This window comes from SAR86 cluster bacterium, assembly GCA_023703615.1.
Lineage (GTDB): Bacteria > Pseudomonadota > Gammaproteobacteria > Magnimaribacterales > D2472 > MED-G85.
The window spans coordinates 541,758-567,854 of the sequence record CP097971.1; the positions used below are offsets into that span (position 1 = coordinate 541,758).

Sequence of the window (26,097 nt, forward strand, 5' to 3'; positions counted from 1 at the left end):
TAGAGTAGTATTACAAAAAGGGGGATATACTATGTCTAGAATTTTATTAAAGCCGTTATTCGAAAAAAAATCTGATCCATTAACGAACTTATTAAAAGATATTTTTAAGGAAAACAATTTTGCGCTTTCTTATTTGGGAGCACTTAGTTTGGGTATTGGTGTTTCATCAAATATTCAAGCCCAAGACAACATTGAAGAAGTTATCGTTACAGCTGCTAAGAAAGAACAGAATCTTCAAGATGTGGCTATGAGCGTTCAAGCAATATCTGCAGCAGATCTTGATGCAAAAAATGTTAAAGATTTAAGCGATATAGCATTTTTATCACCAGCAGTAACATTAGATGCAGGTGGTCCAGGAAACTCTACTTTTTATATAAGAGGTGTCTCTGATGGCGGTTTTGGAAATCCTTCAGGTGCAGCAACAACAACTGCTTTATATCTCGATGAACAGCCGTTAACCACAATAGGTCAGACCCCAGATCTTCATGTTTATGATATTGAGAGAGTTGAAGTTCTTGCTGGTCCTCAAGGTACACTTTATGGGTCAAGTTCCACATCAGGTAATATAAAAATTATTACAAAAAAACCAGATGTTAGCTCTGTAGACTATGGATTTGATATAGATTATGGAACAGTTAACAGTGGTGATATGGATAAATCTTTAGAAGCATTTGTAAACCTTCCGTTAGGTGATGACTCAGCAATGAGAGTAAGTGCGTATAATTTAACAGATGGTGGATTCATTGATAACGTTCCTTCAACTATGACATTTACTAATTCAGGGGTGACTATAGATAATAACGATGTCGCTGAAGAAGACTACAATACATACGATAAGAAAGGACTAAGAACAAGATTTTCTACATCAATTGGATCAACTGATCTTGATTTCTCTTTTCTAACACAAGAATCAAAATATGGCGGTTCACCAGAAACTGATGAGGCGGATGGACCAAGATCTAATTCAAGATTTATAGAAGAATATTTTAATGATGATTTTGAACAAATGTCTTTAACTATTGCAGGAAACATAAGTGATGATATCGAATACATTTTTACATCTTCATTTTTTGAAAGAGATGTTGAGTATATGTATGACTACTCGGAATATGTTGAATATTATAATTATGATGGACCAACTTATACTTGTGACTATTATGACTATTACTATTACTATAATATTTCAGGTTGCCAAGATCCTAGAATGTCATATATGCAAAATGATAAATACGAGAGAACCTCTAATGAATTTAGAATTCAATCAAATTCTGATTCCGGTTTTCAGTGGGTTCTTGGAGCATTTTCAGAAGATAACAGAAGAGATTATGAAATGGATTACCAATGGCCGGGTTCAAATCCAGGCAATCTATCGTTTGGTGTACCAAATGGTAATTGGTGGAATCTTGATAATACAAGAGAAGAGGAAACTTCAGCTGTATTTGGTGAAGCCTCTTATGACATAAATGATAAAACAAATATAACTGTTGGATTTAGAAATTATGATCAAGACACCGTTGTTGATGCAAAAGATGGATACTATGGTGTATTTGACGGTACCAACAAAGTATATAGAAATAGTGATTCAGGAACTATCCCAAAAGTTAGTGTTTCTTACGATGTTGATGACGATATTATGATATATGGAGTTTACTCTGAAGGATTTAGAGCCAGCGGTATAAATAGAGTAAGACCAGCGCAAACAGCATTCATTCCTGAGCTCTTTGATGCTGATTATCTTGAAAGCCTTGAGTTTGGTTTTAAATCAACTTTAGCTGATGGGAAACTTATTTTAAATGGTGCTGCATATTTTATGGATTGGAATGACTATCAATCCACTCAATATAATCTTGCTTATTCAACTGTTTCATTTGTAGATAATGTAGGAAATGCAGAAATAAATGGTATTGAAATTGACGCTACATATAAGGTAGATGATACTTTAACCTTGAATGCATTTGTAATATCAAATGATCCAACATTATCTGAGGATTATTTTGATGTGTCTGGAGTTCTCCAGGCAAGTTCAGGAAATAGATTAGCATATGTACCTGAAACATCTTACGTTTTAAGTTTAGATAAAGTATTTGAAATTATGGGAAGACCTAGTTATTTCAACTTGGATTATTCATATACTGGAGATAGATATGATTCTCAAGCTAATACTGTTACTTTACCAGAATATTCCATTGGTAATATGAGACTGGGTGTTGAGAACGAAAACTCTTCAATGGAACTCTACATCACAAACTTTACAGATGAAGTTGCGTATTTAACTAGGTATCCTGACTTTAATAACATTAGAAGAACACCTAATAGACCCAGAGTAATTGGATTTAGAATAAGATATAGATATTAGTATTCGTTTAGCAAAGAATTAAGAACTCTTTCTAATTGATCTGGATCTTCAAAGTATGGAAAGTGTCCAGTTCCTTCTAATGTAAATATATCTTTATCATGATCAACGTTAGCAAAAATAGCATTGTCAGGGTTAAATCTGGCTAGTTTATCTTTATCACAAAAAATAAATTTTATATTTTTTAATTTTGCTATACCTGTATCAGAAAGTCTAAATTTATTGCATGACTTGAGATCAATAGAACTAATCTCCTTTTCTGTTTGATTAAAAAGTCTCTTTAATGGATATAGTTTTATTTCTCTTTCTGGATCACCTTCAACAACTTTAGTCCCATAAGGTGATTTTATTTCTCCCTTCGATCGGCCATAAAAACCTGAACCTTTAACACCAAAACCAGTTGTTTTAATTTCCACATCTGGCAATTTATAAACTCCATATTTCATTAAGAATTCTACTGCTTGGTCTAAATTTCCTTTAGCAAAATCAAGTAACATGTCACCAACTAAAAAAGGATACGCAATATTCATACAAAAAGTCATTTTATTTTTGTACTGTGTAGATAGATCGAGAGCAACTAATCCACCCCAACTATGTCCTGTGAATATTACCTCAGGCAATTTAAGATTATCGAGAACTTCAATGCATAATTTAGTATGACTTTCTACATCATAAAAAAGAGGACCAGTAGTATACCCATGACCTGGAAGATCAATAGCTAGAATATTAAATTTATCTTCTAAACCACCAAACTTAAACATTGATAAAATTCTATGATCCATCCCAGCTCCTGGTATAAAAAGAATACTAGTTTTAGATGCATCTATATCTTTTTTACAATAAATATGAACTTTATGATTTTTTAATTGAATAAACATTTTTAATTATTGAGTATATTAAAAGCATATTAATAAAAAGCAATGGAACTGATGCAATTACCATTATCCATTTAAAAGCATCAACTCCTCCCATGAACATTAAAAGGGTGGGTTGAACTACCAATATAATTGCATAGACAACTCTTAAGCTTTTTGAGCTAGCTTGTTCAGAGCTTTTCATAGAAGCTCCTGCAAGAACATATGAAGTTGAATCATAAGTAGTGCATAGAAATATAATGCAAATAATTAGAAATGCTATAAGAATATATTTTCCAAACGATAGTGTGCCAATAGTTCTAACTATTATCTCTTCTCTAGTTTGTAGAGAGTTTGATATTAAATCTGGTGCATTATAAGTATTACTTTCAAATAAGCTTATTGATAGGTTAGATAATATTGCCATGCTAAATATACATCCAAAACCACCAATTAATATGGTTCCTAGTATCATTTGCCTTAAAGATTTATTGTTAGAAATATTTATAATGAATGCTCCTACCATCGGAGCAAGAGCTAGCCACCAAGCCCAGTAGAAAACACTCCAATCTCTGCTGATTTCAGTTCCAGTTGCTGTGCTTAATTCAGGATATTTTTTCATCATAAAAATAAAGCTTTCAAAAGAATTAGATAATATATAGCTTGTTGGACCGAGTATAAAAACAAGAAATAAAAAAATAATCACTAAAATTACATTGAAATTACTAAGTTTTTTAATGCCATTTTGAATACCTGCATAAGCACTTGATCCAAAAATAGATAAACATAAAAAAATAGTAAAAAAGTCTAGATAAATACTTTTATCAACAGAAAAAACTTTAGATATTAGTGTTGATATGAGCGGAAAAGATAATCCAAGTCCTACTCCTGCTCCACAGATAATTGCACCTATAAAAACTATATCTAATACAAGCTCATTGAATTTATTTTTTACATTAAAAATACCAGAAAATGTAAGTTTAGATTTTGGACGAATACTTAAAGAAAGAGCAAACGCTACAGCTGGTAAACAATATATTGCCCATGCAGTAAACGACCAGTGAAATAATGGGTAGACTCTCGAATACGTAATCCTCTCTTCATAATCATAATCATCAAGAACATTATAATAATCAATCCATTCTACAGTAGACCAATATAGTAATGCTGCACCTATGCCTGCTGCAAATAACATTCCACCCCATGAGAAAAACGAGTGACTTGATTTATTATGAATATTTATTTTTATTGAACCGTATTTTGAAAGGGCAAGACCGATTAAAAATAATAATAATATTAAGCTTCCATAAACGTAGTAATTTTCAAATATTGTAGATAAATAAATATATGCTTCGTTCAAGGCTATCGTTGTTTCTATAGGATTGTAAAGAACAAAAAATGTAAGAATTAAAGAGAGCAAAATTGTTATACTTATAGTAGTTTTGTTCCACTCAGGGTTTAATTTTGAAAACATATGACTTTAGAGAATAATATAAAAGCTGCTTTTAAAAATGCTGTTGATTATTTTAATAATAATAATCTAAATGAATCTATTGAACAACTTGATGAAATCTTAAAAGTATTTCCAAGCGACGTTAAATCATTGTCATTGCTTGCTGATATCTATGTAAAAAAAAATGATTCACATAAAGCATTGAATTTTATTAATCAAGCTTTATTTTCTAGTAGCAATAAACAAATTTTATTAGAAAAGAAATATAAAATTTTAAAATTTATCGGTGACGAAATTAACTCTTTTTCAATTTTAGAAGAGTTACATGAAAAATATCCATCAATTAATACTGCTAGAGAAATCTCGAATATACATTTATCAAAGGATAACGTTGATGAGGCTGATAATGTAATTCAAACTTTTTTTGAAACAAATGCTAATTATTCTGAATTATATAAAGGTATAAGACATGCAAAGGCTGGCCGATTGAAGCTAGCGGAAGATGTCTATAAAAAAATACTTAAAGATGATAAAAATAATATTGATGCGCTTAGGTTATTAGGTTTAATTGCATTTAGAGCTAAAAACTATGATCTAGCAGAAAAATTATTCACAAGAGCTATTTCTATTAATCCATATTTTTCTTTAGCTTGGGATAATTTAGGAAAGGTATTTAGAGTTCAAAATAAGCTGTCGAAATCTAAAATTGCTTTTAAGAATTTATTAAAAATTGATCCAAATAATTATGAAGCATTAGTTTCTCTTGGTACTTTATATGTAAAACTTGCTGAATACGAAAAGGGCATAGATTGCTATAAAGACTCTTTAAAAATAAATCCTTCAAACGCTCGTGTTTTTCTGAGCATGGGACATGCGCTTAAGACTTTAGGGAAACGTAAAGAATGCGAATCTTCTTATCATAACGCAATAAAATTTTATCCTAATTCAGGTGAAGCATATTGGAGTCTTGCCAATTTAAAAACTTACAAGTTTTCTGATGAAGAAATTGAATCCATGGAAACAAGTCTTACTCATGAAATACATCCTGATGAGAAAATTCAAATGCACTTCGGCCTTGGTAAAGCTTATGAATTTAATAAAAATTTTAAAAAATCTTTTTTTCATTATAAAGAGGGTAATTGGTTAAAAAGGAAATCAATTGAATACAATTCAGAGGATAATAAAAATAATACTGATTTGCTGATTAATTTTTTTTCAGAACACGCAGCAAGCATTAACTTAAAAAGTGGTTTTCAATCAAATGATCCAATATTCATTCTTGGTCTGCCAAGGGCAGGATCAACATTGCTAGAACAAATTCTTGCATCTCATTCTCAAATTGAAGGAACACAAGAACTTCCAAATATTATGGGTATTGGAAGGCAAATCAAACTAATTAATGATTCAGAAAATTACTTGAATAATTTATTTAAGTTATCAAATGACGATATATATAAATATGGAAAAATGTTCATTGATGATACACGATGGGCTAGGACCAACAAACGCTTCTTCATTGATAAGATGCCTAATAATTTTGCGCATATTGGGTTAATAAAAATGATATTACCAAATGCAAAAATAATTGATGCCAGAAGAAAACCTATGGATGCGTGTTTAAGTTGTTTCAAACAGTATTTTGCAAAGGGCCAATTATTTACTTATGACTTAGATGATATAGCTCGTTACTATAAAGATTACAAAAAATTAATGGATTATTGGAATAAATTATTTCCAAACAGCATTCATACTGTAATGTATGAAGATGTTATTCTAGACTCAAGCAATGAAATCAAAAAAATATTTAATTTTTTAGAACTAGAGTTTGAGGATGAATGCCTGAACTTTTATAAATCTTCTAGACCAGTCAAAACTGCAAGCTCTGAGCAAGTTAGACAACCTATTTATAAGAATGCATTAGACTACTGGAAAAATTTTGATGATGACTTAAGCGATCTTAAAAGGCATTTTAATAATGATAACTAAAACATTTGAATATCCAGTATTAAAAAGAGTTGAAATAGACTCGGCGAGATATTATCTTGATTCATTAGGTAATCCTGTACCAAGTGTTACAACAGTGCTATCAAAAACCTCAAATAAATCTGATGGCATTGATCAATGGAAGGTTAGGGTTGGCAATGAAGAGGCTGAAAGGATTATTAAGTTAAGTACTGATATAGGATCGGCTGTTCATGAAGCAATAGAAAATTATTTAAATAATACACTTTGGGATAAATTTGAAGATAGTTTAGATCAAAAAATAGCGAAAAAAATTTCTCAAAAGTTTATAAAAGACGGTTTAAATGATATATCAGAAATTTGGGGTCTTGAGGTCGGATTAATTTTAGACAACCTTTATGCAGGAACAGCAGACTGTGTTGGAATTTATAAAAATAAAGAAAGTATTATTGATTTTAAGACAGCAAAAAAAATTAAAAAAAGAGAGTGGATAGAAGATTACTTTCTTCAGTGTTGTGCCTATGCAAATGCACATAATGTTATGTTTAATACTAAGATAGAACAGCTAGTGATATTAATGGTTGATAGAGATTTAATTTTTAAGGAGTTTCTAGTCAAGCCCATTGAATTTAAAACTCTTACTGGCAAATGGAAGTCAAGACTTATTAAATTCAATAAAGAAAAATAAATATGAAAATGAAACAAATAATAGCTATTGGAGGGGGAGGTTTTGGTCGCTCAATTGTAGAGCTTAAAATTGAAAAGTATATTTTTGAGCAAGCATCTATGGCTAAACCTAATATATGTTTCATACCAACAGCTACAGGCGATGACCAAAATTACATTGAAAATTTTTATAAAGCATTTGATTCCTTAGGGGCAGAAACCTCTCATATTAATTTTTTTAAAAGAACTATAGATTTAGAAAAACACATAGCTGGTCAAGATATTATTTTTGTTGGTGGCGGTAACACAAAAAGCATGCTCTCTGTTTGGAAAGAATGGAATTTGGATAAAATTTTACTAGATGCATACAAAGAAGGAACAATTATGAGTGGAGTAAGTGCAGGTGCTATTTGTTGGTTTGATAAAGGAATCACTGATTCATGGGCACACGGACAATCTATTATCGAATGCTTGGGTTTTGTTGATGGTATTTGTTGCCCTCATTATGATGAGGAACCAGAAAGAATACCTTTTGTGAAAAAATCATTAAGTTCTCATGAAATTGAATCATGTATTGCCTTGGAAGGATATTCAGCTCTTCATATAATAGATGATATTCCAACAAAAATAATAAGTTTTAAAAATAATAAAAAATGTTTTGACGTCAGACTGCACGAGGATAACATTTGCACAACTACAATAAATGATGCAGAGTTAGTAGTATTATGAACCCTGGAAGCATTTTATCTTTATTATTATCATTTGTATTATTAATAATTGGTTTAAATTGGTTTTTTAATCCATTGTCTGCTGCAAATTCTCTAAATATGAATTTGTTTGATGGATATGGTTTAAATACACAAATACGTGATTTCACTTCACTTTTTTTAGCTACATCTATCTTGTGTTTTATTTCGTTTATTACAAGACAGTATCAGTGGATATTTGCATCTGGAATTATTTTTCTAACAATAACCACTTTACATATTATCGTTAGTTTATTTTATGAAGCCCCAATAAGTGTGACGTCACTCATTGCAGAAATAATATTTTTTGTTATTGCATTTGTAGCATCTTATTACTTTAAATTTAAAGATACTTAACAAATTCACGCGAATTTATTTTTGGTATATTTTTTTGTTTACCTTTATTTTTACCAACATATATAAAGCCTATAATGGTTTGATTAGGCTCAAGACCTAACTTCTTATCTACAAATTTATTAAATGCAACCTTTCCTGTTCTCCATATTGAAGAATATTTCAATGCATTAAGAGCTAAAAGAATATTTTGAACAGATGCGGCTGTTGATAGCATTTGTTCAATTTTCGGAACTTTTGGATGTTCTTTATAAGTATTTACAGCTGCAATAATCATGGGAGCTCTGTATGGAGCATTCTTATATTTATCAATATTTTTTTGATCTACGTTTTTAGAAGCAAACTCCTCAAAAATTTTTGAAAGCTTTTCTATACCTTTATCTTTGATTTCAATAAATGATGTTGGTCTTAGCCATGCATGATCAGGTGCTCTAAGAGCTGCCTTATAAATATTATTCATTTCAACCTTAGTTGGATATGGCTCTTGAAGCAATCTAGCAGAGTTTCTTTTTAATATGTTATCTAGTTTTTTCATTTTTATATTAATATACTGTTATTAATAATATAAGGACTTATTATGCTGATTCAAATAGGATTCATTTTAATATTTGTTGTATTCGCAATTTTAATAGCTAAAAGAATTAATTCCAAAAAAAATATTGATTACATATATGAAGATGAAATGGATAAAGATGAACTAGATAAAATTGATGAAGAAATCAATTAAGTTTATAACTCATCCTCTAGAGACTTATACAGATTTTTAATAGCAAAAATAACAATTATTGCGAAAGGAACTCCCAAAATAACAACTGATGTTTGAAGAGCAACCAAACCACCTGCTTTAAGTAATACAGCAGCAAGAACACCTAAAAGGATAGCCCAAGTTGCTCTAGTAAAAATTGGAGAGTCATCATTAATATTAAATTGTTTTTTTGAGGAAAGCATTGATGCAACTAGAGATCCTGAATCTGAGGAGGTAACGAAAAAAGTTACAATTAGGATTAAAGTAATTATTGATAATATTTTAGATAATGGATAGGCATCATAGAGTGAGAAAAGCGCAACTGGAAAATTATTAGAAACAATTTCACCTAAATTAGATGTTTCATTAATAACTTGATGTATTGCAGCATTTCCAAATATGCCCATCCAAATAAACACAATCAATGAAGGAACAAAGAGAACACCAATTACAAACTCTTTAACAGTTCTACCATAGGATATTCTTGCTATGAATAAGGATACAAATGGAGCCCATGCAAACCACCATGTAAAGTAAAAAAGCGTCCATCCATTTTGCCAAGAGCTCGTATCATATGCTTCGGTATAGGTTGCCGATTGAATAATTGAATTTAGATATGCACCAAAGTTTTGTACAAGCGAATTAAGGATAAAAATAGTAGGACCTAATGCAAAGACCACAAGAAGCATAAATAGGGCAATTATCATATTAACTTGAGATAGTCTTTTTATGCCCTTATCAAGGCCTAAACATACACTTATTAAACCTATAAACGTTATTACTATAATAATAATAAACTTATTTAAATCCGACTGAGCAATGCCAAAAATATGCTCAAGTCCAGCACTTATTTGCATTGTTCCAAGACCAAGTGAGGTAGCAACGCCAAAAACAGTAGTTAAAATTGCTATGATGTCTATGAATATTGAGAGAGTTTGATTGCTTGTAACTTTATCCCCAAGTAACGAGCTTACTCTAAACGGTAATTTTTTATTATAAGACGTGAAAGCAAAACATAAGCCAAGTGCTGAATATACTGCCCATCCATGAAGCCCCCAATGCAGATTAGCTAAACTTATAGCTTTTGCAGCGTTATAAGAACTATCACCGTCAATCATTTTAGGAAATGAAGATAGATGCATAACAGGTTCGCCAACCCCGTAAAACAACAACCCAATACCAAGACCCGCACTAAATAACATTGCTATCCAATTAATATAGGAGTAACTAGGAACAGCATCATAACCACCAAGACGAATATTCTTATATTTAGTAAATATTAAAAAGATCGAAAAAATTAAAAAGCCATTCGCTAAAAGTATTATTAACCAACCAAGATATTCTGATAAAAATGTTTGTAAGTTTGTAAATAAAATTTCAGATAATTCTGAATTTAATGATACAAATACAGTTATTAATATTACAGATAATACTGATATAAAAAAACGAGCTTTATTTATATTTTGCATAATTTTTAATGAATTGTTTAACTAGTGAAACATATTAATAATAAATTTTCTAGAAATCAGACTCTTTTTTAAAGGTACTTATAAATTTGCATCGAATTTTATAAGTGTTATAGTATATTTAGACCGATTTAATGAAATTGCTGGTCTATAAATAAAGCTAAAATTCTCCAGGGGGAAACTGGGGGTTACCAGAAAGCTTATTTGTATATGCAATTTAATATTAATTATTATATGAGGGGTCATATATATGTTTAATTTAACTAATACAAAAGAACAGCTTAATAAGGTTCTCAATAAAGTATCTTTAGGTGTTTTAGGTTCATTTGCAGCAATTGTTCCGCAAACTGCTGAAGCACAAGATCGTCAAATCGAAGAAGTAGTTGTTTCTGCTACTAAGAAAGACGAAAGCGCATCAAAGATACCAGTTACTGTTACAGCGCTAACTGAAGAAACATTAAAGGAAATGAATGTATCTAACTTTGACGAATACATTGAATACCTTCCAAATGTTACAAACGCTGGTAGGGGTCCTGGACAATCAACTATCTATATTAGAGGTATGGCTGTTGATCCTGTTAATGTCTTTTTATCAGCCGCTCAAGGATCAACTCCTAACGTTGCTTTGTACTTAGATGAGCAACCATTGCAAGTTCCAGGAAGAAATTTGGATATTTATATTGCTGATATGGAAAGAATCGAAGTCTTACCTGGACCACAAGGAACATTGTATGGAGCAAGTTCACAAGCAGGTACTGTAAGACTTATAACAAATAAGCCTAAATTTAATACAACTGAAGGTGGAATAAACACTTCAGTGTTTGAAACAAAAAGTGGTGATGTAAGTAGATCATATGATGTTTATTTCAATGCACCTTTAATTAGTGATGAATGGGCGATAAGAGGCGTATTTTATAATGCTAAAAATGGTGGTTATATTGATAATGTTCCAGGAACATGGAGTGGTGAAGGTAGAGGTTCATTCCCATCAGGTGGAACAACTACTTTTGAAGTAGATGATAACGCTGCTTTAGTAGAAGAAAACTTCAATGATTCAGAATATACTGGTTTTAGAATTTCTTCAGCTCATTCTATAAATGATGATTGGGAAATGCTTATTACTCATTTAGATCAAGATCTGAGTGCTGACGGTGTTTTTGATTATGACCCTGCCAAAGGTGACTTATTAGTAAGCAGATTTGTTGAAGATACTCTTGATGATTCATTCTCACAAACTTCATTAACTCTTGAAGGAAGATTGGGTAAACTTGATGCTTTATATACTGGAGCATATTTAGATAGAACTTCTAATCAAACTGTAGACTATAGTGGTTATGCAAATGTTGGTGCATGGTTGCCATACTATGTATGTAATGCATATGTTTATACATTATGTGGTTCTGCTACTGTTCAAGTAGATTTAATGGATAGTAATGAAAGAACTACCCATGAGTTTAGGGTATCTACAAATGAATTTTGGGATTCACCAGTAACTTTTACAGCAGGTGTTTTTATTGATGATAGTCAATTAATTACTCAAAACGATTATGGATACCTAGGTACACTTGATACTCCAGCTGCTATAGCAGGCTGGGGTGCATATTATATTGCTAACTCACCAATACCTGGTGCATATGCTTCAAATCCAAATCCAAGACCAATGCAATACAGATTCTTTAATGATATTTTAAGAACTGAGGAGCAAACTGCATATTTTGCTGAAGTTACTTATCCATTATCAGATAGACTTGATATAACTGTTGGTGCTCGTAATTATGATTTAGATGTTGACTTTAGAGGGCAATCTAAATTTGGTTATAGAGGAGCTAATGTTGCAAATGGAAGAGACTATGATGCTGGAGTTCATGGAACAGAGCCGCTAAATATGAGTGATACCATAACTAAGGTTACTGTTAGCTTTCAACAAGATGAAGATACTCTCTATTACTTTACAAGATCAGAGGGGTATAGACCTGGTGGATTTAATAGAGGAGGTCTACTCGCTTCAAGAAACGCAGCATATGCGTCACCTCCATTAACATATGGAACAGACGATACTATAAACACAGAGTTTGGTGTCAAAACAGTATTGCTTGATGGCTCAATGAGACTTAATGCAACATACTATGATGTTGACTGGTCTGATATTCAAACATCAAGATTTGATCCCGTTAATATTTCAATATTAACATTTATAGAAAATGCAGCTGACGCATCAGTTAGTGGTTTCGAAGCCGATGTATTATGGTATCCAACTGATAATCTTACGTTATCAAGTGCCGTTACTGTTAATGATACCGAGGTTACACGTTTAAAAGCTCAAATTATTGAAATTGCACCTGTAGGTAGTCAGCTACCACTATCACCAGAGGTTCAATGGAATTTAAGAATGAGATATGACTCAGAATTTGGAGGTAATCCAAGTTATACACAAATAGCAATAAAAAGTGCTGATGAATCCTTTAGTTCACTTGAACAGGAAAAAAGATATCAACAAGATGCATACAAGATTCTTGATATGGCTTGGGGTATTCAAGTAGGAAACACAGATGTAGAATTTTTTGCTAGAAATGTCACTGATGAAAGAGCTCAACTATACTTTAATGACCAAGATGATATTCCTAGAATATCTACTAATAGACCAAGGAATGTTGGTGTTAGAGTATCATATAGTTTTTAAGATAAACTAAAAAATTAAAAGGCCAGTTTATTCTGGCCTTTTTTTTATTTAACATGGAAGAAAAAACAACATTTAAAGAAGCTGAGACCTTAATTAGAAGTAGAAAATTTAAGGAAGCTCTCAATTACATAAATAAAAAAAGAAATAAAATATCGAATAAAGATTTTTTTTATTTAAGTGCTGTCTGTAATCGTTACCTCGATCATACTAAAACAGCATTAACTTGTTTAGATCAGTTAATACAAATTGCACCAGAGTATGGAAGAGCTTATCAAGAATTTGGTCATATATATCTTAAAGAAAAGAATAAAGATATGTCATTGAAGGCGTATATGCGAGCAGTAAGGCATAACCCATCTCTTCATGCTTCTTGGTTGGGAATCCTAGCTCATGAAAATATCACAGATTCATTACGAGAATATGCAGAAAAAAATATTTTTTATCTTAAGAATCTTGAACCAGAATTAAAATCTGTTCTGAGTTTTATTCATGAAAGCAAATTAGCTAAAGCTGACAATTTATGTAGACATTTTTTGATTGAAAATCCTCATCATATTGAAGCAATGAGATTATTGGCCAAAATTGGTTCAGAATTATATATATATGATGATGCTGAGTTCTTGCTTGAAAGTTCAATGTTATTTGATCCAACAAATGTTCAAGTTAGATTTGATTACATAACTATTTTAATTAAAAGACAAAAATATGGTGAAGCATTAAAACATGCAAAAAATTTATATAAAGATCATCCAAGCAACTCAAATGCTAAAAAAGCACTCGCAACGTGTCTTTTTAGAACAGATGGTTATAAAGAATCACTTGAGTTATATGATTCAATTCTTGAAGAAGAAAAAAATAATACAGATATTTATCTTTCAAAAGGACATTTATATAAAACATCTGGAGATATTGATAAAGCAATTTCTTCATATAAAAAATGCTATGAAATAGATAGATATTTTGGTGACTCTTATTGGAGCTTAGCTAATTTAAAAACCTATAAATTTACAGACAAAGAAATAAAAAATTTAACTAAAATGGTATTAGATGAAAATGTATCCAAAAATGAAAAGATATTTATGCATTTTGCATTAGGTAAAGCTTTTGAGGACCTTAAAGACTATCAGAGTTCATTTAACAACTATCATTTAGCCAACAAACTCAAAAAAGAATCATCTTTATTTAAATACCAAGACTATATAGATGACTGTAATAATCAGAAAACTGTATGTACAAAAGATTTATTTAGTACAAAAAATGAATGGGGTTTTACATCAGATGAGCCTATATTTATCCTTGGTTTGCCAAGAGCTGGTTCAACTCTCATCGAACAAATCATCGCATCTCATTCAAAAGTTGAAGGAACACATGAACTACCAAATATAATCTCTACCGCACACAAATTAAATCAAAGAAGAGTTCAAGATATTAATTCAAAATATCCTGATATTTTGTTAGCTATGTCAGAACCTGAACTAGAAGTGATAGGTAAGAAATACATCAATGACGCTAGAGTTTTCAGAACAGACAAAGAATTTTTTATTGATAAAATGCCAAATAATTTTAGACATATTGGTCTAATAAAATTAATCTTACCTAATGCAAAAATTATAGATATAAGAAGAAGCTCGATGTCAGCTTGTTTTTCATGCTATAAACAACTTTTCGCAGAAGGCCAGGAGTTTACATATGACTTTAAGGATTTGGCAATTTATTATAATGAATATGTTGAGTTAATGGATCATTGGAATAATGTTTTGCCAGGCAAAATTTTGTCAATTAAATATGAAGACGTAGTAATGGATCTGGAAAATTCAGTAAAAGAAATTTTAGATTATTGCAAATTACCTTTTGAGCAAAATTGCATAGAGTTTTACAAAAACAAAAGATCTGTTAAGACACCAAGTGCAGAACAAGTAAGACAACCTATTTATCAAAGTGGACTTAATTATTGGAAAAATTATGAATCTTACTTAACTGAATTGAAATCAAACTTAAAATATTGATTAATTTTAAAAATAATTTAGGATAGTAAAAATGGAAAAATTATTATGATAGAAATTATTTTAATAACAGGTATATTTTATTTACTTCAACTTTTAACACCGATGACATTATCATTAACTAAAGTCTCTATGTTTGATTTTTTATCAACAGCTAAAGAGCCAATTAGTTATTCAGACTCAGCACTAAGAGCACAAAGGGCCTTAAATAATTTTAAAGAATCACTTCCGTTCTTTTTAGTAATTTCGGTATTGTCAATACTACTCAGTGTAGACAACACAGCACTTGCAAGCAATTGGTTGATAGTAAGAGTAATTTACTTATTTTTAGCAATAATGAACTTTTATAAGTATCCTTATATTAGAACACCTCTTTGGTTTGTCTCAATAGGTATTTTAATTTCTATGGGGTTAAATTTAGTTGCATAAAAAATGCGACCTTTATATTTGAGGGGATAACAAAGGTCGCATTACTGTTTTAAGAGCTTTAAAAGGGGGATTGCCTAGATTGCTCTATATCAAAGTCCTATTAAACTTTGATATTATAATTAGATAATATATGTGAAACATTTTTATGAAGAAAATGTCACTTTTATGTATATTAATGTGTCAAATCATATATTATTTTACAGTTACTAAAAATTTAAAATTTAAAATTATTACTATGAACTTACAAAGAACACTTTTATTATTTTTTATTATCGTTATACCCTTAGAAGCAGTTAAATATGACAAATTAAAACCAAATGTTCTTTATGATAGAGCAGTCAAATATCTTGATAACGAAAATTTTACAAAAGCACTCAAAGCTTTAAAAACTTACACTAAATCTCAACCGAACGATGCTGATGGTTGGAATTTATATGGTTATACATCAAGAAAAATGGGTAAATTTGATAAAGCAAAAATTTATTATGATAAGGCTCTTGAAATTGATCCTAACCACAAAGGAGCGCTCGAATATCAGGGTGAGCTATTTATACAAACAAACAGAATTGATTTAGCATATCAAAACTTAAATAAACTTGATGAACTATGCCCGAACTCATGTTTTGAGCTTGAACAGCTGAAAGAATCATTATTAAAATATAAATAAAGTTGTAACCATTAAGATTTTGTAAAGTGAAAAAAATAATCATCTTTTTTATTTTTATAATCTCATCTTTATACCTAATAACCGACGAAATAGTTTTCCCTGAAGAATATTCTTATGGAGATAATATTTCTCAAAAAATTGATTTGTATAGAGGAAAATCAGATAAAGTTCTTGTTTGGATTCACGGCGGTGGATGGTTGTTTGGTAACAAAAGAGCAGAAAGATGGATAAATAGATTTGAGAATCATTTTGTTGACAATAAGGATCATAATGTATTTATGATAGGTTACAGAATTGGTAGAAATACTGCTCCAAATGCAGTTGAAGATGTTTTATGTGCTTATAATAAAATTCTTGAAATTAGTTTTAGTGAAGGCTTTTCAACAGATGATGTAATTGTTGCAGGTGCTAGTGCTGGAGGCCATTTAGCTCTTCTTATTGGTTTATATGATCAAAGAAACGTCAGTTTATGCAAGATTAATAATAAACCAAAGGCGGTAATAAATTTATTTGGTATAACTGACATAAAAAAAACTTCTGACTATTTAGATGCAGAAAAGTTTTTTACTGCATTAAACTATGTTAAAACCTGGATATTACCAGATAAAGATCTTGAAAAAATTTCACTTAATTATTCGCCAATCAATATGACTGTTATTAAAGCTCCAAATTTTTTAACTATACACGGCACCAAAGACTCATGGGTGCCATATAATCAAGCAGTATTACTAGACACTAAACTTCAGGAAAATCATAAATTGTTAACTATTGATAATGGACGACATTATAGATTTAGTGAAAGTCAAAATGAATTAATAAGAACTGAAATAAAAAAATTTATTGATATTAACTATAATTAAATCAATATTTAATTAAGAGCTCGTTCAACTCTTCTTGTTCCTCTATGAACACAGCTCAAGTTTGAAGTATCATTGTCAATAAGAGTAATTATTTCATGATTAAACATACAAAAATTCTGAATAAGATCCGTAATATATACTTTACTGACGTCAGCTTCTAAGAAACTTGTTACTGATAGAATGTCATATTTTTTACATTGTACAATTTTTTCAATTGCATAATTATAAGGATCAAGAGAGTTTTGAAGTCTTTTGGTAATAATCACTGAACACTTATTATCAAAATCAGCATATGTGTATGCCGACAGAAATAAAAAAGAAAATAAAACAACGAAACTATAAATTTTATTTATCATAAACAATATTAATTATTATATACTAATGGCTTAATGATTATTAAGGATACAACTTCATGAAAAATTATCTACTCTCAATATTTATTATATTTTCTTTCAATGTTCAGGGCGATTCTGAATCTAATAAAGCATCGATTGATGAAATGTACAAGAACTTTCAAAATGGTTCGTTAGACAGCTTTATAAATCATTATGTTGATTTGATGGATGAAGATTTCACTAGATGGAATGGAAGATATGTCGGGCTTGGCTTTACTATCAATCAAGATGATATGACAGTTATTAGTGCCGAAAGATCACCTGCTATTGATCATTTTAAACCAGGAGATAAGTTTATAACTGTCAACGGTATAAAAGCTGAACCAGGTGTTGATAATTTACCTTTTAAAGGCGCTGTTGGTGGAGTTGTGGATGTTACTCTAGAAAGAGGTGGCGAAATAATAAATGTTTCCATGAAGAGAGCCGTTCAAACACAAACATCTTCAAAGGATAACATGGTTGCAGGTTTTACAAATTGGTCTGAAGAAGGCTGGTCAAATAGGCCTAAAATGAAGACTATTAACCCTTTAATAGCTGAAGATAATGAAGTTTGGGGTTCTTTTGAAATGCTATGGACAAATGCAGAGGGAAGAGAAATTAGTATGTGGACTGTAGAAAGATTTGTATTTAATGACAAAGGACTTCTTACTTTACATGCAGACTTGAGTGAAGATTTATTTGTTGCTGAACAAAATGGATATAGTTTATCTTTAGAATAATTCTTTTCATTTAATTTAATATATTAATTGTGAATGACTTTAATTCATCAAATGATTTTGGTTTTGGCACACAAATAAGAAAAAGTCCTTTTTTTGATTCAACTGTAAAATGGGGTGCCAAAGGTTTCTCAGTATACAATCATATGTATATACCCAGAGATTTTGGAGACCCAGTTCAAAATTTTTGGAACTTGATAAATGATGCTATCTTGTGCGATGTTGCTGTAGAAAGACAAGTACAGATTAAAGGACCAGACGCATCTAAGTTTGCTCAATTAATAACATCTCGTGATCTTTCGCATATGAGAGTAGGCCAGTGCAAATATGTGATATTAACTAATCAATTTGGTGGAATTTTAAATGATCCAGTTTTAATAAGAGTTGATGAAGATTGTTATTGGTTTTCTCTAGCTGACAGTGATGTATTATTTTGGGTTTTAGGAGTTTTAAATAACACTAATTATGATGTTGATATTTCTGAACCTGATGCATCTCCATTACAACTTCAAGGACCTAAATCTCGCGAAATAATGGTTTCGTTGTTTGGTAAATCTATAAATGAATTAAAATATTATTGGTTTAAAACATACGAATTAGATGGCATTAAATTATTAGTTTCAAGAACTGGTTGGTCTAGTGAGCTTGGCTACGAAATATTTCTTTTAAATTATGATCAAGGTAATGAACTTTATGAAAAAATTATGAGTTTAGGTAAAAAGTTTGGTCTCAAACCGGGTCATACATCAACGATAAGAAGAATAGAAGGTGCTATGCTTTCATATCATGCAGATATGGACATAAAAACTAACCCCTTTGAGCTTGGTCTTGATAAATTCATAGATTTAGACAAAGACATAGATTTTATTGGTAAAGCAGCACTAATAAAAATTCAAAATGAAGGAATTAAAAGAATACAAGTAGGTTTAGAGATAATAGGTGAACCATTAAGTGGACCTAATACAAGATTTTGGGAGATTATAAGAAATAATAAAAAAATAGGAAAAATTACATCTGCAGTATTTTCACCTCGACTTGAAAAAAATATAGGTTTAGGAATCATTGATATTAAATATTATAAGATCGGTAATGAATTTGAAGTCAATTCTGGTAAAAGATTATTGAACTGCAAGGTCGTTGAAAAACCATTCTATGACCCAAAAAAAATGATAACAAAATCTTGATATTTATCTATAAATACTAATAATAACTTAAATGAAGATTGAAGCATTTAATCCACCACAAAGAGTATTAATGGGGCCGGGTCCTTCTGACGTTAGCCCTAGAGTTCTTTCAGCCATGGCAAGACCAACAATCGGTCATCTTGATCCATTATTTATAAAAATGATGGATGAAACAAAAGATTTACTTCAATATGTATTTCAAACTAAAAATCAACTTACTTTTGCGGTATCAGCACCAGGTTCAGCCGGCATGGAGTGCTGTTTTACGAATTTAGTAGAGCCAGGTGATAAAGTCATTGTATGTCAAAATGGTGTTTTTGGTGGAAGAATGAAAGAAAATGTAGAAAGGTTTGGTGGTATTGCAATTATGGTTCAAGATGAGTGGGGTACAGCTGTGGACCTTGAAAAATTAGAAAAAGCATTAAATGAAAACCCAGATGTTTGTTTGGTTGCATTCGTTCATGCTGAAACATCAACCGGTGTTAAATCTAATCCGAAAGAAATTGTTAAAATGGCAAACGATCACGGTTGTCTCACAGTTGTTGATACAGTAACAGGTTTGGTTGGAACACCTTTTAAAACAGACGAGTGGGGCATAGACGCTGCTTATTCTGGTACTCAAAAATGTTTATCAGCTTCACCTGGCTTATCACCAATTACATTTAGTGAAAATGCCGCAAATAAAATTAAAAATAGAAAAACTAAAGTTCATAGTTGGTTTTTAGACTTAAATCTAATTATGTCATATTGGAGTGGAGAAGGTGCAAGAGCTTATCATCATACAGCTCCAATAAACTGTCTATATGGATTGCATGAATCATTATTAATAGTAAAAGAAGAAGGTTTAGAGAATTCATGGGATAGACATATGAATAATCACGTTATTCTTCGTGACGGATTAAATAATATGGGTATAAATTTTCTGGTAGATGAAGACGATAGGCTTCCTCAGTTAAATACAATACATATTCCCGATGGTGCAGATGATGCAAAAATAAGATCAATTCTTCTCAATGAATATAATCTAGAAATTGGTGCAGGTCTTGGAGCATTAGCAGGCAAGGTATGGCGAATAGGCTTAATGGGAAACTCATCCACAAAAGAAAATATTGAATATTGCCTAAATTCTCTTAAAGCTGTTATTTAAATTGATAAAACTCATAAACTCGATAGAATACCAGTTTAGTGTAGGAGGGATGGCAGAGTCTGGTTTATTGTAACGGTCTTGAAAACCGTCGTGCCTTCATCGGCACCGTGGGTTCGAATCCCACTCCCTCCGCCAATTTTTAAAAATGAAAAATAAATTTGCAAAATACTTAACCGAAGCACCCCCATTTTTAAAAATATTTGGTCTTTTAGATTTATATTATGATGATGAGAACGAGTTCTTTGTTTGTGAATATAAACCAAATGAAGACTTAACTCACTCAAATGGCACAATTGTTCAAGGTGGTTTTATCACAGGAATGCTTGACTCAACGATGGCTCAATTTCTTATCTTTAAATCAAAAGCAACCATGTCACCATTAACCTTAAATATTAATGTTAAATTCTTACTTCCATGCAGACCTAGTATGGTAAAAGTAATAGCAAGCATAGAGAGAGAAGGCAAGTCTATTATTTTTACAAATGCCAAAATGTTTCAAAATAAAGAACTTATTGCTACAGCATCATCAATTAATAAGCTTATTCCAAATACAAATAATTAATTAAATGCCTAAAAATGTATTTTATGAGGTTACTGAAAATGATCTTTATAAATTATTAAAGGACATTAAACCTGATTTATCTTTTGATAAAGATTTAACAATAAGAGATGTTGATTATACAAATTTAAACAATTGGGCTGCTCATCCAAAATTAAATAATGAGCAATTTTATATACCAAATAATTCCTATAAAACTACAAAAAAAAATGACATTGATGTTTTTTTTATTCATGGAACTGGATTCTATGGAAAAGAATGGAATTTTAATATGAATAAAGAATCAGCCGCTTATGAAAGAACAGAAATTATGATGGCAAATCAAGCATCTGTTTTTAATGACAGTTGTAACATATATGCACCTGAGTATAGGCAAGCCACTTATTTTTCATTTTTTGATAAAGAGACTAATGGCATTAAAGCATTTGATTTAGCCTATCGAGATATAGAAGAATCATTTGACTGTTTTATCAACCAATTTAACAATGGGAGGCCTTTCATTCTAGCAGGACATAGCCAAGGAGCTCTTCATTTAAGTCGTCTAATACATAATAAAGTTCTAAATAATAAACTTAAAAATAATCTTATTTGCGCTTATCCAATTGGTTATATCTTGCCAGAAATTTATTTTAATGAAATTTATCCAAATATGAGTTTCTCACATTCATACAATGATACAAATTGTATTGTAACTTGGGCAACAATTATGCATGGTTACAAAAGAACTTGGCAAAAAGTTCCCTTATGGAAACCCTCAGGATGGTCCTCACAAAAAATGAATCAAAAACTTATATCAACAAATCCATTTTCATGGAATGATGATGTTAATTGGCAAAAGCCTAATAATTCTCATTTATCAACAATGATTAAAACTACAAATTATAATTATTTAGATAGACTATCTCAGAATCATTCGGGTGAAAAGAAATCTATAGTCCCTTCAGCAATACAAGATTTTCAAATAAGAATTAATACTAAAACAGGATTAATTGAAGCAAAAGGTGATTTAATTGATCGAATTAGTAAAGTACAATACTTCACTGGTGATCTTCATAGCTTTGATATATCTCTTTTTTGGGGATCTTTCAGACAAAACATTAAAGATAGAATTAATGCATTTATAAAATGAAAAATAATTTAAATATTTTTACAGAGGGATATGCTCATAATAAAAATATCGATATATTTTATAGAGATTATGGGCCTATTGAGGCAAAACCAATATTATTAGTTCAGGGGCTAGGTGGTCAGTTAACTTATTGGCCTGATCATCTGCTTGAATTTTTAATTGAAAACAATTACAGACCGATCGTTTACGATAATAGGGATGTTGGAAAATCATCTCGCATGAGTTCGACTCCAGTTACATGGATAAATTACTTAAAATATTTTGCAAGAATACCAATCAAATCTGAGTATTTGATTGATGATATGGCAAGTGATGCCATTGCTGTATTAGATCATTTAGAGATTTTTGAAACACATTTATTGGGTCTATCTATGGGGGGAATGATTGCTCAGATAGTAGCATCAAATTATGGAGATAGAATTTCATCTTATACTCAAATTTCTTCAACTCCATACACACCATCACCATGGAATGGTCCATCAAGAGAAGTTAGAAAGTTATTAATGTCTAGATCAAAAGCATACAAAGAATCTATTGATGAAAGAATAAATCGAACTGTTAAAGTTGTCTCAAAAATTGGACTCAAAGATTATGAATTTAATACACCTGAATTCCAAAAAGAACTATTAGATAATTTTAAAAGAGGTGGTGATGACAGAGGATTTGGAAGACACATAGCAGCAATATTAGCGTCAAAAGATAGATTGGATAAAGTTAGTAATATCAATGTGCCTACGTTAATAATTCATGGGGAAGATGATCCTTTGATTAGGGTTAAAAATGCTAAGGCTTCTCATAGATTAATAAAAAATAGCAAATTAAAAATAATTCCTAAAATGAGACATTTAATTGAGCCACCTGTATTTGATAAATTTAAATTAGATTTATTAAAACATTTGCATTCTACATAAGTGTTATCTAATTCATTTAAATTTAATTACTCTATTGGTGCTATACCAAATGGTGTCAAAGTAGATACCTTTACATTTTTTCTTCTATTTTTCTATAGTAATATTATTGGTTTAAACCCAGGTCTTGCTGGACTAGCAATTTTCATTGCGTTATGTGTAGATGCAATTACAGATCCTCTTATGGGGACAATATCAGACAGGACCTCATCAAGTTATGGTAGAAGACATCCTTATATGTTTTTATCGTTCATTCCTATGTCCATTGGTTACATATTATTATTTGCTCCTCGTCAAGATTGGAATATGTCTCAGGAAGATTTATTTGTATGGATGACGATCTTCACTATTTTAACAAGACTAGGTATGACACTTTTTGATATTCCTCATAGAGCCTTTGGTGGTGAAATTACCAAAAATTATGAAGAAAGAGCTTTGTTAATGTCTTGGAGAGAAATGATTTCCTGGATTGCAGGATTGGGAAATGCTTTTATTGGTTATGGAATTTTTTTTACATCAACTCCAGAATATCCTAAGGGACAATTAAATCCTGATGCTTGGCTGCCATTTGCAATCACAGGTGCAATTCTAATGATTTTCTCAGTTCTTTATTCATCAATATCAACAAGAAATGAATCTAAAAATTTATCAAAATGGAGAGGGTCTATTAGTATTTATGATATTTTCAATGAATTAAAAATAGCTCTTGGTAACAAGTCTTTTATAGTATTTTTCTTTGGAAATCTATTTTTGTCTCTAGCATGGGGACTTTCAAACTCATTAACATTATTTGTTAATACTTATTTTTGGGAGTTTGAAGCATCACAAATTAAATATTTTTTACCTGTATACCTAATATCAACATTGTTAGCTTTTTACTTTACACCTAGATTGGTAAAATTTTTAGATAAGAAAAATATAGTTTTATTAAGTATTTTTGGTGTTGCATTTTTCGCACCAATACCACTTTTAATGTTTAACCTTGGATATACACCAGAAAAAGGTACTTTATCTCTAGTTTTATTCATAGCCTGTTTTCTAGTATTTTTAATAACATTTAATGTTATTGGTAATATGACACGAGACTCCATGATTGGTGACATCGCGGATCAAGTAGAGCTTGATAGTGGAAAAAGACAAGAGGGGGTCTTATTTGCAACAGTATCGTTCATGCAAAAGTTAAATACAGGCATTGGATCTTTTTTCGCAGGTCAGGTATTAAATTACATAAATTTTGATAGATCAAACAATACACCTGAACAGGCATATACCTTAGCGATTATTCAAGGACCAGTGGTAACCTTATTATTTATGATTCCATTAATAATTTTTCTTTTTTATAGACTTACAAAAGAAAGACACACATCAATTTTAAGAAAGTTAGACATTAAGAAATTATAATAGGAATGGTTTTTTCAATTCTTTTCCACAAATTTTTATCGCTTTTGTTTGCTTCCTTTAGTGAATAATTTTTTAAAAAATCTCCTATTAACAATTTGATTGATTCCTTATTTTCTCCTTTATTAAATTTATTTTTTAACATATCTAATTGAATTAATTTTTTTGTTTCTAAGTCTTTTTTTGGTGAATCAAGACCAGCCATCATTTCTAGTCTTATGCATATTCTGAGAAGTTCATCATAATTACTTTTAGCATTGTTCTTACAATTTTTAATAGCATTTTCAATGCTTTTAGGAAAATCTGATATATTTTTATTGTTTTCGAGGTTTTTTAAAATAGAAATATAATTTTGAATTTTTTGATTTTTAGAATCAGCAATTAGTTTTGATTTTTTTGTAGAAATATCATTTATAAGATTTTTATATTCTTTTAACTTATTTAATTTTACAAATTGTGTTAATTCTTTTTCAATATTATTAATATCGATATCACCGTTATTAAATTTATTATGCAAATCCTTTAATAAATTTATTTCATTTTTAACAGCATCTTTTTTTACTTTAAAAAACTTATCTCCAGCCTCATTAAATTTATCCCATAGTTTCTTATCATTCTTTCTTCCTGCACTACCAATTTTTTTCCAATGGTTTTTAATATCATTAAATTTCTTAATATTTAAATCATTGTTATCTGAATTGATTTCAGTTACCTGACTAATTAAAGATTCTTTTAATTTAATTACTTTAATCTCGTCTTTTTTAATGTGCTCATTAATAGGTCTCTTTGCTTCGTAATAGCTTTTTTGTAAATTATTTATATCTTTATCTAGAACTGGTGCATATTTTTGCCATTTTTCATAAGTATTTTTTAGAAATAATATTAACTCTTTAGTCGATGGCCATTTATTAGAGCACTCATTAGTATAATTATTGATTTCATCTATTATCATTTCTCTTTTTTTAGCATTTTGGACTTTAATCTCTTTAATTTCATCAAAGTATTCTTTACAGGGAACCCAAGCTTTATTTGTTAATTCTTTAAATTTATTCCATTGATCTCTTGAAGCTGGTTTGCTTGTAAGATCCAATAATTGCCATTTTGTTTGGATGCTATTGATATTATGTGCCTGTTTTCTTGGCTTTTCGTTTGGTTTTGATATTAATTTTTTAACATCATTAATCAACTGTTCTCTTTTAGGATTTGCGGCAAAAGATGATATATCGTCATAGTATCTGGATTGCCCAATAGCAAAGTTAATCTTATGTTTGAGTTTATTAGGAATTTTATTCATATCCCTTGAAATTTTGATTACATTCTTGAGAATCTTTTGTGCATTTTTTATTTTTCCTGTAGAAAATAAATCTTCAGCTTCTTCAAGATGTTTAAATAAATCTTCAGTAGTTTCCACATTAATTCCTTT

At 30.2% G+C, this 26,097-nt stretch carries 24 protein-coding genes and 1 tRNA gene; 19 read left to right on the forward strand and 6 right to left on the reverse strand.

The features are described from left to right. Nucleotides 1-31 precede the first annotated feature (31 nt). Nucleotides 32-2,356: a TonB-dependent receptor gene (locus M9C80_02875; GenBank protein ID URQ70116.1), complete on the forward strand. Its 2,325-nt coding sequence runs from the start codon at nucleotides 32-34 to the stop codon at nucleotides 2,354-2,356. Here M9C80_02875 and M9C80_02880 read toward each other — a convergent pair. Then, on the reverse strand, nucleotides 2,353-3,231 hold the full coding sequence (locus M9C80_02880; protein ID URQ70117.1) for an alpha/beta hydrolase: 879 nt from the start codon (nucleotides 3,229-3,231) through the stop codon (nucleotides 2,353-2,355). The genes M9C80_02875 and M9C80_02880 overlap by 4 nt on opposite strands. Next, nucleotides 3,206-4,681 (reverse strand): BCCT family transporter, encoded by a 1,476-nt coding sequence (locus M9C80_02885; GenBank protein ID URQ70118.1) that lies wholly within the window; start codon nucleotides 4,679-4,681, stop codon nucleotides 3,206-3,208. The genes M9C80_02880 and M9C80_02885 overlap by 26 nt, the downstream gene beginning before the upstream one ends. On the opposite strand from M9C80_02885, the gene M9C80_02890 reads away from it, so the two are divergent. Genes M9C80_02890 through M9C80_02905 form a run of 4 tightly spaced genes read left to right on the forward strand, consistent with a single transcriptional unit; the run spans nucleotide 4,682 to nucleotide 8,391 of the window. After that, nucleotides 4,682-6,646 (forward strand): sulfotransferase, encoded by a 1,965-nt coding sequence (locus M9C80_02890; protein URQ70119.1) that lies wholly within the window; start codon nucleotides 4,682-4,684, stop codon nucleotides 6,644-6,646. After that, nucleotides 6,636-7,310, forward strand: a complete 675-nt coding sequence (locus M9C80_02895; GenBank protein ID URQ70120.1) for a preprotein translocase subunit TatA — start codon at nucleotides 6,636-6,638, stop codon at nucleotides 7,308-7,310. Before M9C80_02890 ends, M9C80_02895 begins: the two co-directional genes overlap by 11 nt. Nucleotides 7,311-7,318: 8 nt before the next feature. After that, nucleotides 7,319-8,017 carry a peptidase E gene (locus tag M9C80_02900; GenBank protein ID URQ70121.1) on the forward strand — a complete coding sequence of 233 codons (699 nt, stop codon included), beginning with the start codon at nucleotides 7,319-7,321 and terminating at the stop codon, nucleotides 8,015-8,017. Beyond that, nucleotides 8,014-8,391, forward strand: a complete 378-nt coding sequence (locus M9C80_02905) for a hypothetical protein (protein ID URQ70122.1) — start codon at nucleotides 8,014-8,016, stop codon at nucleotides 8,389-8,391. Before M9C80_02900 ends, M9C80_02905 begins: the two co-directional genes overlap by 4 nt. Here the strand turns inward: M9C80_02905 and M9C80_02910 are convergent. Next, on the reverse strand, nucleotides 8,378-8,923 hold the full coding sequence (locus tag M9C80_02910) for a nitroreductase family protein (protein ID URQ70123.1): 546 nt from the start codon (nucleotides 8,921-8,923) through the stop codon (nucleotides 8,378-8,380). The genes M9C80_02905 and M9C80_02910 overlap by 14 nt on opposite strands. Before the next feature lie 42 nt (nucleotides 8,924-8,965). Between M9C80_02910 and M9C80_02915 the strand changes: the two genes are divergently transcribed. Beyond that, nucleotides 8,966-9,115 carry a hypothetical protein gene (locus M9C80_02915; protein ID URQ70124.1) on the forward strand — a complete coding sequence of 50 codons (150 nt, stop codon included), beginning with the start codon at nucleotides 8,966-8,968 and terminating at the stop codon, nucleotides 9,113-9,115. Between the two features lie 2 nt (nucleotides 9,116-9,117). Here the strand turns inward: M9C80_02915 and M9C80_02920 are convergent, their stop codons facing one another. After that, on the reverse strand, nucleotides 9,118-10,602 hold the full coding sequence (locus M9C80_02920) for a BCCT family transporter (GenBank protein ID URQ70125.1): 1,485 nt from the start codon (nucleotides 10,600-10,602) through the stop codon (nucleotides 9,118-9,120). A 247-nt stretch (nucleotides 10,603-10,849) separates the two neighbouring features. On the opposite strand from M9C80_02920, the gene M9C80_02925 reads away from it, so the two are divergent. The 5 genes from M9C80_02925 (at nucleotide 10,850) to M9C80_02945 (ending at nucleotide 17,238) form a co-directional block, all read left to right on the forward strand. Beyond that, entirely contained in the window at nucleotides 10,850-13,279 is a 2,430-nt protein-coding gene (locus M9C80_02925; protein URQ70126.1) for a TonB-dependent receptor plug domain-containing protein, read from the forward strand. A gap of 53 nt (nucleotides 13,280-13,332) precedes the next feature. Continuing rightward, nucleotides 13,333-15,285 (forward strand): sulfotransferase, encoded by a 1,953-nt coding sequence (locus M9C80_02930; protein URQ70127.1) that lies wholly within the window; start codon nucleotides 13,333-13,335, stop codon nucleotides 15,283-15,285. 45 nt (nucleotides 15,286-15,330) lie between these two features. Beyond that, nucleotides 15,331-15,711: an MAPEG family protein gene (locus M9C80_02935; protein ID URQ70128.1), complete on the forward strand. Its 381-nt coding sequence runs from the start codon at nucleotides 15,331-15,333 to the stop codon at nucleotides 15,709-15,711. 235 nt (nucleotides 15,712-15,946) lie between these two features. Then, entirely contained in the window at nucleotides 15,947-16,378 is a 432-nt protein-coding gene (locus M9C80_02940; GenBank protein ID URQ70129.1) for a tetratricopeptide repeat protein, read from the forward strand. A 26-nt stretch (nucleotides 16,379-16,404) separates the two neighbouring features. After that, complete coding sequence (locus M9C80_02945) at nucleotides 16,405-17,238, forward strand: alpha/beta hydrolase (protein URQ70130.1); 834 nt, start codon at nucleotides 16,405-16,407, stop codon at nucleotides 17,236-17,238. Nucleotides 17,239-17,246: 8 nt separating this feature from the next. On the opposite strand, the gene M9C80_02950 is transcribed toward M9C80_02945, so the two are convergent. Then, nucleotides 17,247-17,594 carry a hypothetical protein gene (locus tag M9C80_02950; GenBank protein URQ70131.1) on the reverse strand — a complete coding sequence of 116 codons (348 nt, stop codon included), beginning with the start codon at nucleotides 17,592-17,594 and terminating at the stop codon, nucleotides 17,247-17,249. Nucleotides 17,595-17,650: 56 nt separating this feature from the next. On the opposite strand from M9C80_02950, the gene M9C80_02955 reads away from it, so the two are divergent. The 8 genes from M9C80_02955 to M9C80_02990 all read left to right on the forward strand — a co-directional run bounded on the left by M9C80_02955 (nucleotide 17,651) and on the right by M9C80_02990 (nucleotide 24,677). Continuing rightward, nucleotides 17,651-18,352, forward strand: coding sequence for a hypothetical protein (locus M9C80_02955; protein ID URQ70132.1), 702 nt, complete (start codon nucleotides 17,651-17,653; stop codon nucleotides 18,350-18,352). Between the two features lie 29 nt (nucleotides 18,353-18,381). Then, the gene (locus M9C80_02960; protein ID URQ70133.1) at nucleotides 18,382-19,533 is read left to right on the forward strand and encodes a glycine cleavage system protein T; all 1,152 of its coding nucleotides are present in this window, start codon (nucleotides 18,382-18,384) and stop codon (nucleotides 19,531-19,533) included. A 31-nt stretch (nucleotides 19,534-19,564) separates the two neighbouring features. Continuing rightward, the gene (locus M9C80_02965) at nucleotides 19,565-20,680 is read left to right on the forward strand and encodes an alanine--glyoxylate aminotransferase family protein (protein URQ70134.1); all 1,116 of its coding nucleotides are present in this window, start codon (nucleotides 19,565-19,567) and stop codon (nucleotides 20,678-20,680) included. A 43-nt stretch (nucleotides 20,681-20,723) separates the two neighbouring features. Continuing rightward, nucleotides 20,724-20,815: transfer RNA gene (locus tag M9C80_02970), tRNA-Ser, on the forward strand. 10 nt (nucleotides 20,816-20,825) lie between these two features. Continuing rightward, nucleotides 20,826-21,242 (forward strand): PaaI family thioesterase, encoded by a 417-nt coding sequence (locus tag M9C80_02975; protein ID URQ70135.1) that lies wholly within the window; start codon nucleotides 20,826-20,828, stop codon nucleotides 21,240-21,242. A gap of 4 nt (nucleotides 21,243-21,246) precedes the next feature. Then, nucleotides 21,247-22,368, forward strand: a complete 1,122-nt coding sequence (locus M9C80_02980; GenBank protein ID URQ70136.1) for a DUF3089 domain-containing protein — start codon at nucleotides 21,247-21,249, stop codon at nucleotides 22,366-22,368. After that, complete coding sequence (locus M9C80_02985; GenBank protein URQ70137.1) at nucleotides 22,365-23,279, forward strand: alpha/beta hydrolase; 915 nt, start codon at nucleotides 22,365-22,367, stop codon at nucleotides 23,277-23,279. The genes M9C80_02980 and M9C80_02985 overlap by 4 nt, the downstream gene beginning before the upstream one ends. Further along, a complete protein-coding gene (locus tag M9C80_02990; GenBank protein ID URQ70138.1) occupies nucleotides 23,280-24,677 on the forward strand; it encodes an MFS transporter in 1,398 nt (465 codons plus the stop codon). Here M9C80_02990 and M9C80_02995 read toward each other — a convergent pair. Beyond that, complete coding sequence (locus M9C80_02995) at nucleotides 24,664-26,085, reverse strand: DUF349 domain-containing protein (protein ID URQ70139.1); 1,422 nt, start codon at nucleotides 26,083-26,085, stop codon at nucleotides 24,664-24,666. The two genes, M9C80_02990 and M9C80_02995, sit on opposite strands and share 14 nt — an antisense overlap. Between the last annotated feature and the right edge of the window lie 12 nt (nucleotides 26,086-26,097).

Coding starts and splice junctions, on each gene's coding strand:
- M9C80_02985 (URQ70137.1), top strand. CDS start 22,365: ATGAAAAATAATTTAAATATTTTTACAGAGGGATATGCTCATAATAAA.
- M9C80_02885 (URQ70118.1), bottom strand. CDS start 4,681: ATGTTTTCAAAATTAAACCCTGAGTGGAACAAAACTACTATAAGTATA.
- M9C80_02875 (URQ70116.1), top strand. CDS start 32: ATGTCTAGAATTTTATTAAAGCCGTTATTCGAAAAAAAATCTGATCCA.
- M9C80_02925 (URQ70126.1), top strand. CDS start 10,850: ATGTTTAATTTAACTAATACAAAAGAACAGCTTAATAAGGTTCTCAAT.
- M9C80_02940 (URQ70129.1), top strand. CDS start 15,947: ATGAACTTACAAAGAACACTTTTATTATTTTTTATTATCGTTATACCC.
- M9C80_02955 (URQ70132.1), top strand. CDS start 17,651: ATGAAAAATTATCTACTCTCAATATTTATTATATTTTCTTTCAATGTT.
- M9C80_02935 (URQ70128.1), top strand. CDS start 15,331: ATGATAGAAATTATTTTAATAACAGGTATATTTTATTTACTTCAACTT.
- M9C80_02900 (URQ70121.1), top strand. CDS start 7,319: ATGAAACAAATAATAGCTATTGGAGGGGGAGGTTTTGGTCGCTCAATT.
- M9C80_02965 (URQ70134.1), top strand. CDS start 19,565: ATGAAGATTGAAGCATTTAATCCACCACAAAGAGTATTAATGGGGCCG.
- M9C80_02930 (URQ70127.1), top strand. CDS start 13,333: ATGGAAGAAAAAACAACATTTAAAGAAGCTGAGACCTTAATTAGAAGT.
- M9C80_02950 (URQ70131.1), bottom strand. CDS start 17,594: ATGATAAATAAAATTTATAGTTTCGTTGTTTTATTTTCTTTTTTATTT.
- M9C80_02880 (URQ70117.1), bottom strand. CDS start 3,231: ATGTTTATTCAATTAAAAAATCATAAAGTTCATATTTATTGTAAAAAA.
- M9C80_02895 (URQ70120.1), top strand. CDS start 6,636: ATGATAACTAAAACATTTGAATATCCAGTATTAAAAAGAGTTGAAATA.
- M9C80_02920 (URQ70125.1), bottom strand. CDS start 10,602: ATGCAAAATATAAATAAAGCTCGTTTTTTTATATCAGTATTATCTGTA.
- M9C80_02910 (URQ70123.1), bottom strand. CDS start 8,923: ATGAAAAAACTAGATAACATATTAAAAAGAAACTCTGCTAGATTGCTT.
- M9C80_02890 (URQ70119.1), top strand. CDS start 4,682: ATGACTTTAGAGAATAATATAAAAGCTGCTTTTAAAAATGCTGTTGAT.
- M9C80_02975 (URQ70135.1), top strand. CDS start 20,826: ATGAAAAATAAATTTGCAAAATACTTAACCGAAGCACCCCCATTTTTA.
- M9C80_02980 (URQ70136.1), top strand. CDS start 21,247: ATGCCTAAAAATGTATTTTATGAGGTTACTGAAAATGATCTTTATAAA.
- M9C80_02915 (URQ70124.1), top strand. CDS start 8,966: ATGCTGATTCAAATAGGATTCATTTTAATATTTGTTGTATTCGCAATT.
- M9C80_02905 (URQ70122.1), top strand. CDS start 8,014: ATGAACCCTGGAAGCATTTTATCTTTATTATTATCATTTGTATTATTA.